Genomic DNA, 16,238 nt, shown 5'->3' on the forward strand with positions numbered 1-16,238 from the left:
TTTTTCGCCATCCGCTGCGTTTGTTACAGATTGAAATGTCGCTTTTGCTGTGCGTAATATGGCCTTTCGTTCGCCAAAAATAAGAAAAGTTTATGCAAGCCACAGCCACAACACTCAATTCAGAGCAGGAAAACGCCCCGGTTAACTCGCGCAATAAAGTCGTCGTCGCATCGCTGATTGGCACCGCCATCGAATTCTTCGACTTCTATATTTACGCCACTGCGGCGGTCATCGTTTTCCCGCATATCTTCTTCCCGCAGGGCGACCCGACGGCGGCCACGCTGCAATCGCTGGCAACTTTCGCCATCGCCTTCATCGCGCGTCCAATTGGTTCGGCGGTGTTCGGCCACTTCGGCGATCGCGTCGGGCGTAAGGTGACGCTGGTCGCCTCGCTGCTGACCATGGGGATCTCCACCGTTGCCATCGGCCTGCTGCCGACCTACGAGACCATCGGTATTCTGGCTCCGGTGCTGCTGGCGCTGGCCCGTTTTGGCCAGGGTCTGGGTCTGGGCGGTGAATGGGGCGGTGCGGCGCTGCTGGCGACCGAGAATGCTCCGCCGCGCAAGCGTGCGCTGTATGGCTCCTTCCCGCAGCTGGGCGCACCGATTGGCTTCTTCTTTGCCAATGGCACCTTCCTGCTGCTCTCCTGGCTGCTGACCGACGAGCAGTTCATGACCTGGGGCTGGCGTATACCCTTTATCTTCTCGGCGGTGCTGGTGCTGATCGGCCTGTATGTGCGCGTCTCCCTGCATGAGACCCCGGTGTTTGCCAAAGTGGCCGCTGCGAAGAAACAGGTAAAAATTCCGCTCGGTACGCTGCTGACTAAACACATTCGCGTGACGGTGCTTGGCACCTTCATCATGCTGGCGACCTATACGCTGTTCTACATCATGACCGTCTACTCCATGACCTACAGCACCACGCCAGCGCCGGTGGGCCTGGGTCTGCCGCGTAATGAAGTACTGTGGATGCTGATGATGGCGGTGATTGGCTTTGGCGTGATGGTGCCGATTGCCGGGCTGCTGGCTGACCGCTTTGGTCGTCGCCCGAGCATGATTGTCATCACCTCGCTGATCATTCTGTTTGCGCTGTTCGTCTTCCCGCCGCTGCTCGGTTCCGGTAATCCGGCGCTGGTGATGGCTTATCTGCTGATTGGTCTGAGCCTGATGGGGCTGACGTTCGGCCCGATGGGCGCCCTGCTGCCAGAGCTGTTCCCGACGGAAGTGCGTTATACCGGAGCGTCATTCTCCTATAACGTCTCCTCGATTCTTGGCGCCTCGGTAGCACCCTATATCGCCACCTGGCTGCAGGCAAATTACGGTCTGGCGTATGTCGGGTTTTACCTGGCGGCCATGGCAGCGCTGACGCTGATTGCCCTGTTGATGACCCACGAGACCCGCCATCAGTCGCTGTGATCCTTAACGCCGGGTGGCGCTGCGCTTACCCGGCCTACAACTACAACTTCCGTAGGCCGGGCAATACCTCCGTACTATTTCTTCATCTGCGACAGAATGACCTGACACTGATTAGCTTGCCCCTCGGACGGGGAGATCAGCGCCAGCAGTGCCGCCGCTGGCGTCACCAGGGTTGCCAGCGCTGCCGCCACCGCACCACGGGCAATTAACGGCCCCGCCTTCACCCCGGCATCCGGATCTTTAAAGCTACCGCGTACGTACAGCGGCGATCGCAGCGTCACGATGCGAATACCTTTACTTTCCGGATTGATGGTGAGATCCAGCTGTTCCGAGGCCATGCTGGCCGTGCCGGTGATGTTAATGACGGCATTTTCAGTATCAAAGGCAAAGATCTGTGGACGGGCGACACCGTTTACCAGGTCGATATTGGCCGCCGCACAGTTAACCCGTACCTCATCGTCACCAAAAATCTGCCCAACCAGGAAGTTACCGACGTTAAGGCCCAGGATCTCCATCAGGTTACGGCTGACCAGCCCATCGTTCATCAGCAGCTTCAGGTTACCGTTACCGTTACCCAGCAGGGCTGCCACGGAGTTACCCGTACCGCGAATGGTTGCATCACCGCTCATCTCGCCGAGGGTTTTCTGCATCAGCTCCACATCGGGCATCAGCTGTTTAAGCTTCAGTCGTCGGGCCTGAATGTCTGCCTCGCCGCGCATCGGCTTCTTATCCCCTTCCAGCTTGATGTTGGCCGAGATCGTCCCGCCCGCCATACCAAACTTCAGCGGCTTCAGCTGCAGGTCAGCATTTTTAAGAATGATGTGGGTCGAGAGGTCGCTGAGCGGCAGGCTGCTGCCATGCTCGATTCGGCGTCCTTTGAAGCGCACGTCGGCATCCATCACATCCCATTTATCGGTTTCGAAGCGGTCGTTAGGCAGCACTTTCCCGGACGGCGGCGCCTCTTTTCTGACTTTCTGCGCCTTGGTACCTTTGCCGGAGTCAACGCCAATTAGCGGTCCCAGGTCGGCCAGCCGCAGCTGCTTAGATTCCATGTCGCCTTCAAGCTTCGGTCGCGGTTTACCGGTGCTGTAGGTCAGCGAGCCATGAATATCGCTGTCCCCGATCCGGCCATTAAAGTCACGGTAATCATAGACAGACGATTTTTCTGGATCGATCTTCGCCACCAGATGGCCGTCGGTTTCAAACGGTGGGGTATCCGGGAGCAGGACGCCGGTCAGATCGTACAGCTCACCCAGCGAATCGCCGGAAAACTTGAGGCGCAGATCGACCCCGCCCATCTTCATAGGATCGCTCACCGTACCGACAAAGGCCACACGGGTATTACCAGAGCGGAAATCGGCCTGCACCGGGAACGGCGTGCCTTCCCCGCGCAGCGCCAGCATGCCGCCAATTTTTCCGCTACCCTTCAGAGGCTGTTCGTTGTAACGCCCTTCGGCTTTCAGGCCAAAGACGTAATCGCCCACTTTGCCCTTCTCATCTTTGCCCTTCGCGCCGGTCACTTCGCTGAAAGGCAGCGCTTTACCCAGCGGATCGACGAAGATCTCAAGATTGGCTTTGCTCACCGCATCGTCAATGGCGATACGCCCGCGATCGAAAATGATGTTGTCGAGACGGAACGACCAGGTCGAGGGTTTAGCGTCAGCCTCTTTATCTTTGCTGTCGGCGAAATCAAAGGTCCAGTTGTTGGTCTTTTCCGACAGGCGGATCAGCCGGGCATCGGGTTTCTGCAGTTTGATCCACGGCAGATAGACCGTTTTGGTCAGCAGCGCCAGCGGAGCCAGTGTGGCTTCGACGCGTGGCAGATGTACCATGGTGATTTCGGGAATATCGGGCGGATTGCCGAGCACAACGTCATCGGCATGCACGTGCGGCCACGGGATCCAGCTGCGCCAGCCTGTTTCATCCTTCTGACGCGCCCACACGACGCCCAGATCGCCGCGAATGGCGAACGGACGGTTGAGTTCAGTTGAGACTTTCTGGTTGATGGTCGGTTTGAGGCGGTTCCAGTCAAATGTCGCGATCACGACAATGAGCACCACAATCAGCAACAAGAAGACCCCCCCGGACCAGGTGATAATCTTCGCTGTTTTTGTCATCCCATAATTCCTTTTTTACCTTGCCAGTCATGAATATAGTTCAGACAAAGAAAAAAGGGGCGGCAGCGTCCGGTAATAACGCGTTAGCCACGCGCTATTATGGGAAGCAGCCGGGGTTACAGGGTGACGATAACGTTGTCGAGCATCTCCATCGGCACCGGACGGGAGAGGAAATAGCCCTGTGCGGCGGCGGCAGGTGAGTTTTGCACATCGCGCCACTCTTCCAGCGTCTCAACGCCTTCGACGATCACGCCCTGACAGTAGCGGTTCATCAGCTGCAGCAACAGGGTGAACAGATTGCGACCTTCCGGGGTCTGACGCAGCATAATGAACAGATCCCGCGCCACTTTGATGTAGTCGTAACGCACCTCGCTCAGGGCGGAGAAGTTCGCCATGCCGGTGCCAAAATCGTCCAGCCACAGCGGGCCAAATTCGCACATGGTGGCAAAGGAAGAGTCCTGCGGCAGACGCACGTGCTCCACCAGCTCAAAGCGCAGCCAGGGCAGGCAGTGGATCAGCTTCTGCAGGCTCTCATCCTGACGGACCGCCAGCAGGGTTGGGCCATCGACGTTAACCGAGGCCAGAATAGTGTTGTCGGCAAAGAAATCCTGTTTTGCCGTCAGCATGCTGAGCTGCTCTTCAAGGATATCCAGACGATGGCGCACGGGCAGCTCCGCAAAATAGCGATCCGGGGCGATCCGCTGTGCCGGGTTTGAAGGATGGGTCACGACGGTCAGGATCTCGATCGCCATCAGTTTACCGTCGGTGCGGTAAATGGGCTGATAAGTATAAGCACGCTCACATTGCAGCCAGTAGCGATGTTCCTGCAAGTTCTCAATACTTGCCTCAGGGATGCTCAGCAGCTGGATGTCCTGCCTTAACTTCATTTCAGATATCCTGTTGATTGGGGAAGAACCTGTCGGGGCTGGTCAAAGGATTATCGGCCCCAGGTATGAGAACTTTATGTTCGGTTGCGGACGAAAATGAAAATCTGAGATCTGAAACTTACCCGGAACTTGTCCTGGTTCAAAAAAATAATGGAACGTCGTTTTAATACAGTTGACCACTCCCGGGCCGCAGCGCACACTAGCGCTAATTTAACTGTTCAGGTTCACGACTATGTCTAAGAAAATTGCCGTGATCGGCGAATGTATGATCGAACTCTCCCAGAAAGGCGCGGAAGTGAACCGTGGCTTTGGTGGCGATACGTTAAACACCTCGGTGTATATTGCCCGTCAGGTTGATGCTGACGCGCTGGCGGTCAACTATGTGACGGCCCTGGGCACAGACAATTTCAGTCAGCAGATGCTGGACGCCTGGCAGAGTGAAAATGTCGATATCTCCCTGACCCAGCGGATGGAAAACCGCCTGCCGGGCCTCTATTACATTGAGACCGACAGTACCGGCGAGCGCACCTTCTACTACTGGCGCAACGAAGCTGCCGCCAAATTCTGGCTGGAGAGCGACAGCGCGGCCCACATCTGCGAAGCGCTGGCCCAGTTTGACTACTTCTATCTGAGCGGCATCAGCCTGGCGATCCTCAGCCCTGACAGCCGTGAAAAACTGTTCTCCCTGCTGCGCGAATGCCGCGCCAACGGCGGGAAAGTGATTTTCGACAACAACTACCGTCCACGTCTGTGGGCCAGTCGCGAAGAGACGCAGCAGGTCTATACCCGGATGCTGGAGTGCACCGATATCGCCTTCCTGACTCTCGATGACGAAGATGCCCTGTGGGGCGAGAAGCCAGTTGATGAGGTGATCGCCCGTACTCAGGCTGCTGGTGTATCTGAAGTTGTGATTAAGCGCGGGGCAGACTCCTGCCTGGTGGCCGTTGCCGGCGAAGCGATTATTGAGGTGCCTGCGGTGAAGCTGGCTAAAGAGAAGGTGATTGATACCACTGCGGCGGGTGACTCCTTCAGCGCCGGGTATCTGGCTGTGCGTCTGACGGGCGGTACGCCGGAAGCCGCAGCCCAGCGCGGCCACCTGACCGCCAGCACGGTGATTCAGTATCGTGGCGCGATCATCCCGCGGGAAGCGATGCCTGCATAAGTGCGGTCTGGTGCCCTCACCCCGCCCCTCTCCCACCGGGAGAGGGAGCAAACATTAAAAAAGGCAACTTACGTTGCCTTTTTGCTTTTATTTCGCGGGCGTCATAATTCCGTCCCACGTCGCCTGCAGATCCTTCATGTCATATTCTGGCTCACCTTTCGGCTGCATCAGAATCAGCGACATATCCTGTGAAAGCTGCTGACGCAGATCCTGGCTCAGCATCTCTGCAGTCAGGCTATTGAGGAAATCCTGACGCAGTTTCTGATACTGTTCCGGCGCAATATCCACCACCTGGTTTTGCAGAGAGCGAATACGCTGGCTGATCAGAATATCGGTATCGGTACGGGCATAGGTGGCGAACAGTTTTTGTAGCTCGAGGTTTTTCTGCGCCACCAGCGCGTTAAACTCCTCTTCGCTCAGGCCGTTCTCACGCACCTTCGCCAGCTCTTTGGCGACCAGCGCCATATTGGCGTTCAGCTTGTCGCCCGGCGACTCCACATTAATGGCGCACTGGGCGCGCTGGAACAGCACCCGGCAATCAAAGCCCAGACCAATGTTCTTAGCGTTGTTTTTGCTCAGGTTTTGCTGAACATGCCAGAACAGCGCCTCCCGGGCTAAATCGGCGCGCCAGTAGCGCAGCAGCGCGGCAGATTCACGAATTGGCTGCCATGGGCTATCCCACATAATAGAGAGTCGGTCCTGGCGCACGGCATCGGTCATGATGCTGACCGGCTCTGCGCGCAGCGGCGACAGGGTGGGTACTGGCGCAGGGGTGGTGCGTTTGCCCTTCAGTTCACCAAAGGTTTTACCGATCTGCTCGATCACCGCGCGGCTATCAATGTTGCCGACCACAATCAGGGTCATGGCGTCCGGGGTGTACCAGTTCTGGTAGAACGACTTCACCTGCTCAATATCAACCGGCTGCTTCAGCGGCTCCGCCGGATCGTGACCCAACAGCGCAGAGCCTTTCAGGCGATAGCGCCACCAGCCCTCTTTGGTATCAGCAGGCCAGGTCGCCACCATATCGCTGTTGCTCAGAGCATAATTCACGGTATCAGGCGTAATCGAGACGTTACCGGCGGTATCAGACAGCCAGGTCAATGCCTCTTTAAGCAGATCGTTACGGTTGTTTGGCAGGCTGAGGTTAAACATGGTGTAGTCATAGGAGACGACGGCAGGCGGCAAAGGACGTTTAGGATCGATACCCTGTTGCCACAATGAACGGACCTGTACGGCCTGCAGGCTGCCGCTTTGGGTCAGCGCCAGACGGGGAATAAAATGGCTGAAACCGCTCTGTTGCGTACTCTCGGTCAGGGAGCCGGTATTGACGGAAAGGCGAATTTCAATGCGGTCGCTGGGGCGTTGCGGCGTGGCTAAAACCTGCCACTGAAAACCGTTCGCCAGCGTACCCTGTTGCCAGGCCGGGTCAGGCTGGAGCGCGTCAGCCTGCACATAACTGGCTGCTGCCATCATGAGCAAACCGCCGGTTAAGAGTCGAATTTTTGTGCCCTGCATGTGAACCCCTGATCAACATTCCTGGTTACAAAGAGTGCCACACGCCCTGTCGCACTCTAAAGATAATGTTCAAAACACTCCGATTAGACCGCGCGTGAAGCGAAACGTCACGGCAAGAAGTGAAATATACCCGAAATAAATCTTGTCCGTTTATGACAAGTATTCAGGGCCATTATGCGCAGGAGCCCGCACCCCGACAAGGGAATGCGGGCCAGAGAGAAGATTTTATGAGGATAAACCGTGCGTTTTGCCGTCTGGCGCACGATTATTCAGCGTATCGTCGAGTTTTTTGTGGTCCAGCTCTTTCACCCACTTCGCCACCACGATGGTTGCTACACCGTTGCCCACCAGGTTAGTCAGGGCGCGGGCTTCGGACATAAAGCGGTCAATACCGAGGATCAGGGCCAGTCCGGCTACCGGCAGATGTCCGACGGCAGAGATGGTCGCTGCCAGCACGATAAAGCCGCTGCCCGTCACCCCTGCGGCGCCTTTCGAGGAGAGCAGTAACACCACCAGCAGCGTGATCTGATGGAAGATATCCATATGGCTGTTGGTGGCCTGAGCGATAAACACCGCCGCCATGGTCAGGTAGATCGAGGTGCCATCAAGGTTAAAGGAGTAGCCGGTCGGGATAACCAGCCCCACCACCGATTTACGGCAGCCCAGCTTCTCCATCTTATCGAGCATACGCGGCAGCGCCGATTCTGACGAGGAGGTACCCAGTACAATCAGCAGCTCTTCACGGATATAGCGGATGAACTTGAAGATGTTGAAGCCCGTGGCACGAGCAATGCTGCCCAGTACCACCACCACAAACAGGATGCAGGTAATGTAGAAGCAGATAATCAGCTGGCCGAGCTGCACCAGGGTGCCGACACCATATTTGCCGATGGTAAAGGCCATCGCCCCGAATGCCCCGATGGGTGCCAGGCGCATAATCATATTGATGATGCCGAAGATGACCTGCGAGAAGCTTTCAATTACGTTGAATATCAGCTGGCCTTTGCTGCCAAGACGATGCAGGGCAAAGCCAAACATCACGGCGAACAGTAGCACCTGCAGGATGTTACCGCTGGCGAAGGCGCCAATCACGCTGCCGGGGATCACGTCCAGCAGGAAGGCGACCACGCCCTGGTCTTTCGCCTGATCGGCGTAAACCGCCACCGCTTTTGCATCCAGCGTTGAAGGGTCAACGTTCATGCCTGCGCCCGGCTGAACCACGTTCACAATCACCAGGCCAATGATCAGCGCGAGGGTGCTGACCACTTCAAAATAGAGCAGCGCAACCGCACCCGTGCGGCCCACGGCTTTCATGCTTTCCATGCCTGCGATACCGGTCACGACGGTACAGAAAATTACCGGAGCGATCACCATCTTAATCAGCTTAACGAAGGCATCGCCAAGCGGTTTCATTTGGGTGCCTAATTCAGGGTAGAAATGGCCAAGCAGAATACCGATGGCGATGGCGGTTAAGACCTGAAAATAAAGACTTCTGAAGAGAGAGGTTTTCATAAGATGTCCTTGGGAAGAAAAACCGCAGGCAATGTAGGGTTACTGCTCACCTGCGGCCTTAAAATAGCACCCAATAATCAGGACAAATAGAAGCTCAGGCCGAATTTGAAACACAAATGTTAAGAAATTTGAGCTGGCTCGCACAAACCAGCAACAATTCAGTCATCAGTGTGATGGTCATTCGGCTGAAGGTAACGGCTTTCAAAAACATCGCGCGGCACGGCTTTAGCAAACAGGAAACCTTGTCCGCACTCAACCCCGGCATTAGCCAGCCAGCTCCGCTGGGCTTCGGTTTCAACACCCTCGGCGATAATTTCCAGCTTCAGGCTATGCGCCATCTGGATAATCGCCTCTACCATGCTGCTGTCATCAGGCAGGCCCTCAACAAAGGCCTTATCAATTTTCAGCACGTTTACCGGCAGGGCTTTCATATGTTGCAGTTGACGCAGCCCGGCGTACCCCATGCCGAAATCGTCCAGCGCAATGCGCACGCCGGCATTACGCAGCGGGCGGAGTATCGCCACGGCTTCGTTAGGATCGTCGATCCGGCGGCTCTCGGTCACTTCCAGAATCAGGGTATCAGGCTGGATGCGGTAGCGAGTAATCAGCGCCAGCAGCTCCGGAACCATGTTCGGGTGCATCAGCTGCAGCGCCGACAGGTTAACCGACAGCGGCATCATCATCCCCCGCGACTGCCAGACCGACAGCAAGCGGCAGGACTCTTCCAGCACCCATTGACCCACCGTCACAATCAGGCCGCAGTTCTCAATGCGGTCGATCAGCCCTTCAGGGAGCTCCCAGCTACCATCGGCCTGACGCATCCGCAGCAGCGCTTCGGCACTCTTTATCTTACCGGTATGCAGATCGACCTGCGGCTGCAGCCAGAGGGCGAAGTGGTTTTGGTCCAGCGCGGTCAGGATATCGTTCTCTTCTGACAGCCGCTGCTGCGCCTTCTCCATCTGCTCGGATTCGAAGAACTGGATCTGGTTCTTACCCTTCTGCCGGGCAGTAAAGGCAGCCGAGAAGGCCCGACGGAAGAGCTGCTCGGCGGTCAGGTTGCCGTTAAACATGGCGATGCCGATACTGGCGCTCGGGCGCAGCTGGATCCCCTGTACCGGCAGCCGTTCGTTAATAACAGTGAGTACTTGCTGACCCAATGTGATGGCGTGCCATGGCTCATTGACGCCGTTAGCGATAATCACAAAGTCATAGGCGCTCACCTGGGTCAGCACCATCCGCGGCGCCAGTACAGATTTGAGCTTCTCAACCAGCGTCAGCAGCACCATTTCCCGCTGGCTCTCTTTCAGCACCCCAGCGGTGTCCTGCAAGGTTTCACAGGCCACTACCATCAGGGCGATGGGCTGCTGGCGTTTCACCGCCTGCTCCAGCAGTGCCATCAGAAACGCCTTGTTGGGCAGATCCGAAACCGCGAAGCGGGTGGCGTTATGGTTCAGCTCTTCATGCTGACGCATCATGCGCTGCTGGTTCAGGTTATAGCTGCGTATCAGCATGCCGATTTCGTCGTCATGATGCAGGCGCGGGACGGGTAGCTGATGCCCCACCTGTTGCTGCGGCGAAATGGTATCCAGCTCGCGGGCAATCCGCCGCAGCGGATGGACGATCAGTCGGTTGATGCACCAGGTCAGCGCCACGGTCAGCATCAGCGTCAATAATAAGTAAGTGGTTACCAACGTCGAGACCCAACTGATAACGAATTTGTACATCCGCCAGGAGTCAGATTGCAGCACCAGATAGGCCAGCGGCTGCGGGTTCGCCGGGCGCTGCAGGGAATAGACCGGCAGGGAGATTTGTACCGGCATCTCAAACAGGCGTTTGACCATCACCGGCACCGGACGCTCCGGGATAAAGTTCATGCGCAGAGCCTGGAACTGATTGGGCAATACCACATCCGCCTGGCTGACGACGCCTGCCGGCTTGATGCTCTTAATAATGGATTCCGCCTGCGGAATATCGCCTTTCAGAATGGCAGAAGAGAGAGGCTCACGGATGGAGCGGGCGATGCTTTCGAGCTGCGTAGCCGTGTTGTAGCGATTCTGCTGAATGGCATGAAACAGCAGAATGACGCAAAAGACGAAGACAAACACCATGGTGACGGCAGTTACCATCGCCATTTGTTTGATAGTTAAAGAGCGGCTGACACGCAAAATGAATCTCCAGAAACGCGAAACGCAGGTTAATCAACTGTTACCCCGCTGCTTTCAGAGTATACCTTATCGTGATGTGTTTAAGAGAGTGTAACCAACCGTTTAGGGATTATTCTGGTTCCCGCTCCGTACAGAGTATGGAGCGGTTGTTCAGGGCGGCTACAGGCCCGAATAACGGGGGCTGCGGCCTGATACCTTATTCGGCGCTACGCAGGGAAATCTCTCCGCCTACCCAGGGTTTGATAACCCCATCCTGCTCAAGCATCAGTGCGCCCTGCTCGTTTATACCGCGCGACGTGCCGAAGATCTCTTTATCGCCAATGATCAGCTTCACCGGACGGTGAACAAAATTATCGAGCTTCTCCCAGCGAGGAAGGAACGGTGCCAGCCCCTCCTGCTCGAAGATCCTCAGCGAGTGGCGCAGCTCATTGATGACCTGTACCGCCAGCACGTTACGATCGATGGCGATCCCCGCTTCCTGCAGGTTGATCCACCCCTGGTTAATATCATCTGCCTGCACGTTACGCATCACCAGATTGATCCCGGCACCCATCACGATCTGTGCCGCATCGCCAGTTTTACCCGTCAGTTCGACTAAGATCCCGGCCAGTTTACGATCCTTCAGATAGAGATCGTTCGGCCACTTAACCCGTACGTCGTCGGCGCCAAGAGATTGCAGAACCTCTGCCAGCACAATGCCAATCACCAGGCTTAGGCCGATGGCGGCTGCAGGTCCCTGTTCCAGACGCCAGTACATGGACAGGTAGAGGTTGGCGCCAAAAGGCGAGAACCATTTACGCCCCCGGCGACCGCGTCCGGCCTGCTGATACTCAGCCACGCAGCTGTCGCCAGACTGCAGTTCGTTGAGCCTGTCGAGCAGATACTGATTGGTGGAGTCAATGACTGGCAAAACGGCGACGCTGTTGTCAGCGATCTGGCTATGGATAAAGCTTTCGTTCAACAGCTGAACCGGCTCCGGCAGGCTGTAGCCTTTGCCCGGCACGGTAAAGACATCCACCCCCCAGTCACGCAGGGTCTGAATATGCTTGTTAATAGCGGCACGGCTCATTCCCAGATGTTCACCGAGCTGTTCACCGGAATGAAAATCGCCGTCGGCCAGAATGGCGATCAGCTTCAGGGGGACGGTATGGTCTTTCATGCAATGGTCTCCACCGCGTTCACTTCACCGTGATGGCCGATAAAGCGCACTTCCGGCTCCAGCCAGACGTTAAACTTCTCACCCACGCGCTGACGCACCTGATGGGCCAACTGCACGACATCATCGCTGGTAGCATTATTTTCATTGATGAGTACCAGCGCCTGCTGGCGATGAACCGCCGCGCCGCCGCAGGTAGTGCCTTTAAGTTGACATTGATCGATCAACCAGCCAGCAGCCAGCTTAACGCTGCCATCTGCCTGCGGATAGTGCGGCGCGTTTGGCCATTCAGCAAGCAGGGTTTGCGCGTTTTCAGCGGAGATGACCGGGTTTTTAAAGAAACTGCCGGCATTACCGTTCACTTTCGGATCGGGCAATTTGCTCATACGCATCTGGCAAACCGCCGTAAAAATCTCTTTCGCGGTTACTGTCGCGGGATCCAGGCGGGTTAAATCACCGTAGGAGAGAACCGGCTGCCAGTTTTTTGTCAGGCGCAGACCGACCGCAACGATGACGTATTTGTCCTGATATTCATGTTTGAAAATGCTGTCGCGGTAGCCGAAACGGCACTCATCGGCTTGTAAGCGACGCGCTTCGCCGGTTGCCAGCTCAATACAATCAACATACTCGCAGACATGCCTGATCTCGATGCCATAGGCACCGATATTCTGAATTGGGGATGAACCGGCACAGCCAGGGATCAGGGCAAGGTTTTCCAGCCCCGGCATGTTGTGTTCAAGGGTATATTGCACCAGATCGTGCCAGTTTTCGCCGGCACCTACGTGCAGACGCCAGCATTCCTGCGTCTCTTCAACCGTGATCCCGCGGATGCGGTTCACGATCACCGTCCCGGAAAAGTCTTCCAGAAAGAGAACGTTACTCCCCTCGCCCAGAATAAGAACAGGTTGGTGGTGTTGCGTAGCATGATTCCATGCGGTCAGCAGCTGCTGCGCATCGTCGGCTCGCACGATCTGTCGGGCATTTCGGTCGATACCGAAGGTATTCCAGGGCTTAAGGGAGTGATTCATAGACGCTATCCAGATGCAAAAACCGGGATAGTTTACCCCATCGGGGGATCTTTGTCGGCTGGAATTGCCGGGCCTGCGGGGTGTTGCAGGCCGGGGAAGGCGCAGACGGCAAAAAACCCCGCACCTTCCGGTACGGGGTTTCTTTAATTGATGCCTGGCAGTTCCCTACTCTCGCATGGGGAGACCCCACACTACCATCGGCGCTACGGCGTTTCACTTCTGAGTTCGGCATGGGGTCAGGTGGGACCACCGCGCTACAGCCGCCAGGCAAATTCTGTTGTTCACCCCGCCCTCAGGCGTGATGAGTAATCTGTATCAGCTGAAAATCGTCTTTCAAATCCGCCGAAACAGCTTCGGCGTTGTAAGGTTAAGCCTCACGGTTCATTAGTATCGGTTAGCTCAACGCATCGCTGCGCTTACACACCCGACCTATCAACGTCGTCGTCTTCAACGTTCCTTCAGGACCCTTAAAGGGTCAGGGAGAACTCATCTCGGGGCAAGTTTCGTGCTTAGATGCTTTCAGCACTTATCTTTTCCGCATTTAGCTACCGGGCAGTGCCATTGGCATGACAACCCGAACACCAGTGATGCGTCCACTCCGGTCCTCTCGTACTAGGAGCAGCCCCCCTCAATTCTCCAGCGCCCACGGCAGATAGGGACCGAACTGTCTCACGACGTTCTAAACCCAGCTCGCGTACCACTTTAAACGGCGAACAGCCGTACCCTTGGGACCTACTTCAGCCCCAGGATGTGATGAGCCGACATCGAGGTGCCAAACACCGCCGTCGATATGAACTCTTGGGCGGTATCAGCCTGTTATCCCCGGAGTACCTTTTATCCGTTGAGCGATGGCCCTTCCATACAGAACCACCGGATCACTATGACCTGCTTTCGCACCTGCTCGAGCCGTCACTCTCGCAGTCAAGCTAGCTTATGCCATTGCACTAACCTCCTGATGTCCGACCAGGATTAGCTAACCTTCGTGCTCCTCCGTTACTCTTTAGGAGGAGACCGCCCCAGTCAAACTACCCACCAGACACTGTCCGCAACCCGGATTACGGGTCCACGTTAGAACACCAGCCATTAAAGGGTGGTATTTCAAGGTTGGCTCCACGCAGACTGGCGTCCACGCTTCAAAGCCTCCCACCTATCCTACACATCAAGGACCAGTGTTCAGTGTCAAGCTATAGTAAAGGTTCACGGGGTCTTTCCGTCTTGCCGCGGGTACACTGCATCTTCACAGCGATTTCAATTTCACTGAGTCTCGGGTGGAGACAGCCTGGCCATCATTACGCCATTCGTGCAGGTCGGAACTTACCCGACAAGGAATTTCGCTACCTTAGGACCGTTATAGTTACGGCCGCCGTTTACCGGGGCTTCGATCAAGAGCTTCGCGTTGCCGCTAACCCCATCAATTAACCTTCCGGCACCGGGCAGGCGTCACACCGTATACGTCCACTTTCGTGTTTGCACAGTGCTGTGTTTTTAATAAACAGTTGCAGCCAGCTGGTATCTTCGACTGATTTCAGCTCCACGAGCAAGTCGCTTCACTTACCATCAGCGTGCCTTCTCCCGAAGTTACGGCACCATTTTGCCTAGTTCCTTCACCCGAGTTCTCTCAAGCGCCTTGGTATTCTCTACCTGACCACCTGTGTCGGTTTGGGGTACGATTTGATGTTACCTGATGCTTAGAGGCTTTTCCTGGAAGCAGGGCATTTGTTGCTTCAGCACCGTAGTGCCTCGTCATCACACCTCAGCGTTGAATAAGGTTCCGGATTTACCTGGAACCTCCGCCTACATGCTTAAACCGGGACAACCGTCGCCCGGCCAACATAGCCTTCTCCGTCCCCCCTTCGCAGTAACACCGAGTACAGGAATATTAACCTGTTTCCCATCGACTACGCCTTTCGGCCTCGCCTTAGGGGTCGACTCACCCTGCCCCGATTAACGTTGGACAGGAACCCTTGGTCTTCCGGCGAGCGGGTTTTTCACCCGCTTTATCGTTACTTATGTCAGCATTCGCACTTCTGATACCTCCAGCAGACCTCACAGTCCACCTTCGACGGCTTACAGAACGCTCCCCTACCCAACAACACATAGTGTCGCTGCCGCAGCTTCGGTGCATGGTTTAGCCCCGTTACATCTTCCGCGCAGGCCGACTCGACCAGTGAGCTATTACGCTTTCTTTAAATGATGGCTGCTTCTAAGCCAACATCCTGGCTGTCTGTGCCTTCCCACATCGTTTCCCACTTAACCATGACTTTGGGACCTTAGCTGGCGGTCTGGGTTGTTTCCCTCTTCACGACGGACGTTAGCACCCGCCGTGTGTCTCCCGTGATAACATTCTCCGGTATTCGCAGTTTGCATCGGGTTGGTAAGCCGGGATGGCCCCCTAGCCGAAACAGTGCTCTACCCCCGGAGATGAGTTCACGAGGCGCTACCTAAATAGCTTTCGGGGAGAACCAGCTATCTCCCGGTTTGATTGGCCTTTCACCCCCAGCCACAAGTCATCCGCTAATTTTTCAACATTAGTCGGTTCGGTCCTCCAGTTAGTGTTACCCAACCTTCAACCTGCCCATGGCTAGATCACCGGGTTTCGGGTCTATACCCTGCAACTTAACGCCCAGTTAAGACTCGGTTTCCCTTCGGCTCCCCTATACGGTTAACCTTGCTACAGAATATAAGTCGCTGACCCATTATACAAAAGGTACGCAGTCACCTAACAAGTAGGCTCCCACTGCTTGTACGTACACGGTTTCAGGTTCTTTTTCACTCCCCTCGCCGGGGTTCTTTTCGCCTTTCCCTCACGGTACTGGTTCACTATCGGTCAGTCAGGAGTATTTAGCCTTGGAGGATGGTCCCCCCATATTCAGACAGGATACCACGTGTCCCGCCCTACTCTTCGAGTTCACAGCACATGCATCTTCGTGTACGGGAGTATCACCCTGTACCCTGCGACTTTCCAGACGCTTCCACTGACACACATGCTGATTCAGACTCTGGGCTGCTCCCCGTTCGCTCGCCGCTACTGGGGGAATCTCGGTTGATTTCTTTTCCTCAGGGTACTTAGATGTTTCAGTTCCCCTGGTTCGCTTCGTTAAGCTATGTATTCACTTAACGATAGTGCAACGGATTGCACTGGGTTTCCCCATTCGGAAATCGTCGGCTATAACGGTTCATATCACCTTACCGACGCTTATCGCAGATTAGCACGTCCTTCATCGCCTCTGACTGCCTAGGCATCCACCGTGTACGCTTAGTCGCTTAACCTCACAACCCGA

The 16,238-nt window shown here is 55.8% G+C and carries 8 protein-coding genes, 2 rRNA genes and 1 pseudogene; 2 read left to right on the forward strand and 9 right to left on the reverse strand.

The window, feature by feature from the left end; genetic code table 11:
- Positions 1-92 precede the first annotated feature (92 nt).
- Positions 93-1,415: an MFS transporter gene (locus G7090_RS22360; protein ID WP_166184651.1), complete on the forward strand. Its 1,323-nt coding sequence runs from the start codon at positions 93-95 to the stop codon at positions 1,413-1,415.
- 74 nt (positions 1,416-1,489) lie between these two features.
- Here the strand turns inward: G7090_RS22360 and G7090_RS22365 are convergent, their stop codons facing one another.
- Together G7090_RS22365 and pdeH are read right to left on the reverse strand one after the other, a co-directional pair.
- Positions 1,490-3,532 carry an AsmA family protein gene (locus G7090_RS22365; protein WP_166184654.1) on the reverse strand — a complete coding sequence of 681 codons (2,043 nt, stop codon included), beginning with the start codon at positions 3,530-3,532 and terminating at the stop codon, positions 1,490-1,492.
- Positions 3,533-3,648: 116 nt separating this feature from the next.
- Entirely contained in the window at positions 3,649-4,419 is a 771-nt protein-coding gene (gene pdeH / locus G7090_RS22370; protein ID WP_106995969.1) for a cyclic-guanylate-specific phosphodiesterase, read from the reverse strand.
- A gap of 232 nt (positions 4,420-4,651) precedes the next feature.
- On the opposite strand from pdeH, the gene G7090_RS22375 reads away from it, so the two are divergent.
- The gene (locus G7090_RS22375; RefSeq protein ID WP_166184657.1) at positions 4,652-5,581 is read left to right on the forward strand and encodes a sugar kinase; all 930 of its coding nucleotides are present in this window, start codon (positions 4,652-4,654) and stop codon (positions 5,579-5,581) included.
- Between the two features lie 96 nt (positions 5,582-5,677).
- Here G7090_RS22375 and G7090_RS22380 read toward each other — a convergent pair.
- The 7 genes and pseudogenes from G7090_RS22380 to G7090_RS22410 all read right to left on the reverse strand — a co-directional run.
- A pseudogene (locus G7090_RS22380) lies at positions 5,678-7,096 on the reverse strand (M16 family metallopeptidase); the annotation flags it as partial.
- Between the two features lie 225 nt (positions 7,097-7,321).
- The gene (gene dctA, locus G7090_RS22385; RefSeq protein ID WP_106995966.1) at positions 7,322-8,608 is read right to left on the reverse strand and encodes a C4-dicarboxylate transporter DctC; all 1,287 of its coding nucleotides are present in this window, start codon (positions 8,606-8,608) and stop codon (positions 7,322-7,324) included.
- A 158-nt stretch (positions 8,609-8,766) separates the two neighbouring features.
- The gene (gene hmsP, locus G7090_RS22390) at positions 8,767-10,773 is read right to left on the reverse strand and encodes a biofilm formation regulator HmsP (RefSeq protein WP_207630089.1); all 2,007 of its coding nucleotides are present in this window, start codon (positions 10,771-10,773) and stop codon (positions 8,767-8,769) included.
- A gap of 196 nt (positions 10,774-10,969) precedes the next feature.
- Positions 10,970-11,932: a bifunctional biotin--[acetyl-CoA-carboxylase] ligase/biotin operon repressor BirA gene (gene birA, locus G7090_RS22395; protein ID WP_166184664.1), complete on the reverse strand. Its 963-nt coding sequence runs from the start codon at positions 11,930-11,932 to the stop codon at positions 10,970-10,972.
- On the reverse strand, positions 11,929-12,957 hold the full coding sequence (gene murB / locus G7090_RS22400; protein ID WP_166184667.1) for a UDP-N-acetylmuramate dehydrogenase: 1,029 nt from the start codon (positions 12,955-12,957) through the stop codon (positions 11,929-11,931). Before murB ends, birA begins: the two co-directional genes overlap by 4 nt.
- Before the next feature lie 152 nt (positions 12,958-13,109).
- A 5S ribosomal RNA gene (rrf, locus tag G7090_RS22405) occupies positions 13,110-13,225 on the reverse strand.
- 95 nt (positions 13,226-13,320) lie between these two features.
- Positions 13,321-16,227, reverse strand: a 23S ribosomal RNA gene (locus G7090_RS22410).
- Positions 16,228-16,238: the final 11 nt, after the last annotated feature.

Origin of the sequence: Leclercia sp. 29361 (assembly GCF_011290365.1) — a bacterium.
In the GTDB taxonomy this organism is placed as follows: domain Bacteria; phylum Pseudomonadota; class Gammaproteobacteria; order Enterobacterales; family Enterobacteriaceae; genus Enterobacter; species Enterobacter tamurae.

What these genes read in the sequence shown, in the direction of transcription:
- G7090_RS22375 (WP_166184657.1), top strand. Translation starts at nt 4,652, where the DNA reads ATGTCTAAGAAAATTGCCGTGATCGGCGAATGTATGATCGAACTCTCC.
- birA (WP_166184664.1), bottom strand. Translation starts at nt 11,932, where the DNA reads ATGAAAGACCATACCGTCCCCCTGAAGCTGATCGCCATTCTGGCCGAC.
- dctA (WP_106995966.1), bottom strand. Translation starts at nt 8,608, where the DNA reads ATGAAAACCTCTCTCTTCAGAAGTCTTTATTTTCAGGTCTTAACCGCC.
- G7090_RS22360 (WP_166184651.1), top strand. Translation starts at nt 93, where the DNA reads ATGCAAGCCACAGCCACAACACTCAATTCAGAGCAGGAAAACGCCCCG.
- murB (WP_166184667.1), bottom strand. Translation starts at nt 12,957, where the DNA reads ATGAATCACTCCCTTAAGCCCTGGAATACCTTCGGTATCGACCGAAAT.
- pdeH (WP_106995969.1), bottom strand. Translation starts at nt 4,419, where the DNA reads ATGAAGTTAAGGCAGGACATCCAGCTGCTGAGCATCCCTGAGGCAAGT.
- G7090_RS22365 (WP_166184654.1), bottom strand. Translation starts at nt 3,532, where the DNA reads ATGACAAAAACAGCGAAGATTATCACCTGGTCCGGGGGGGTCTTCTTG.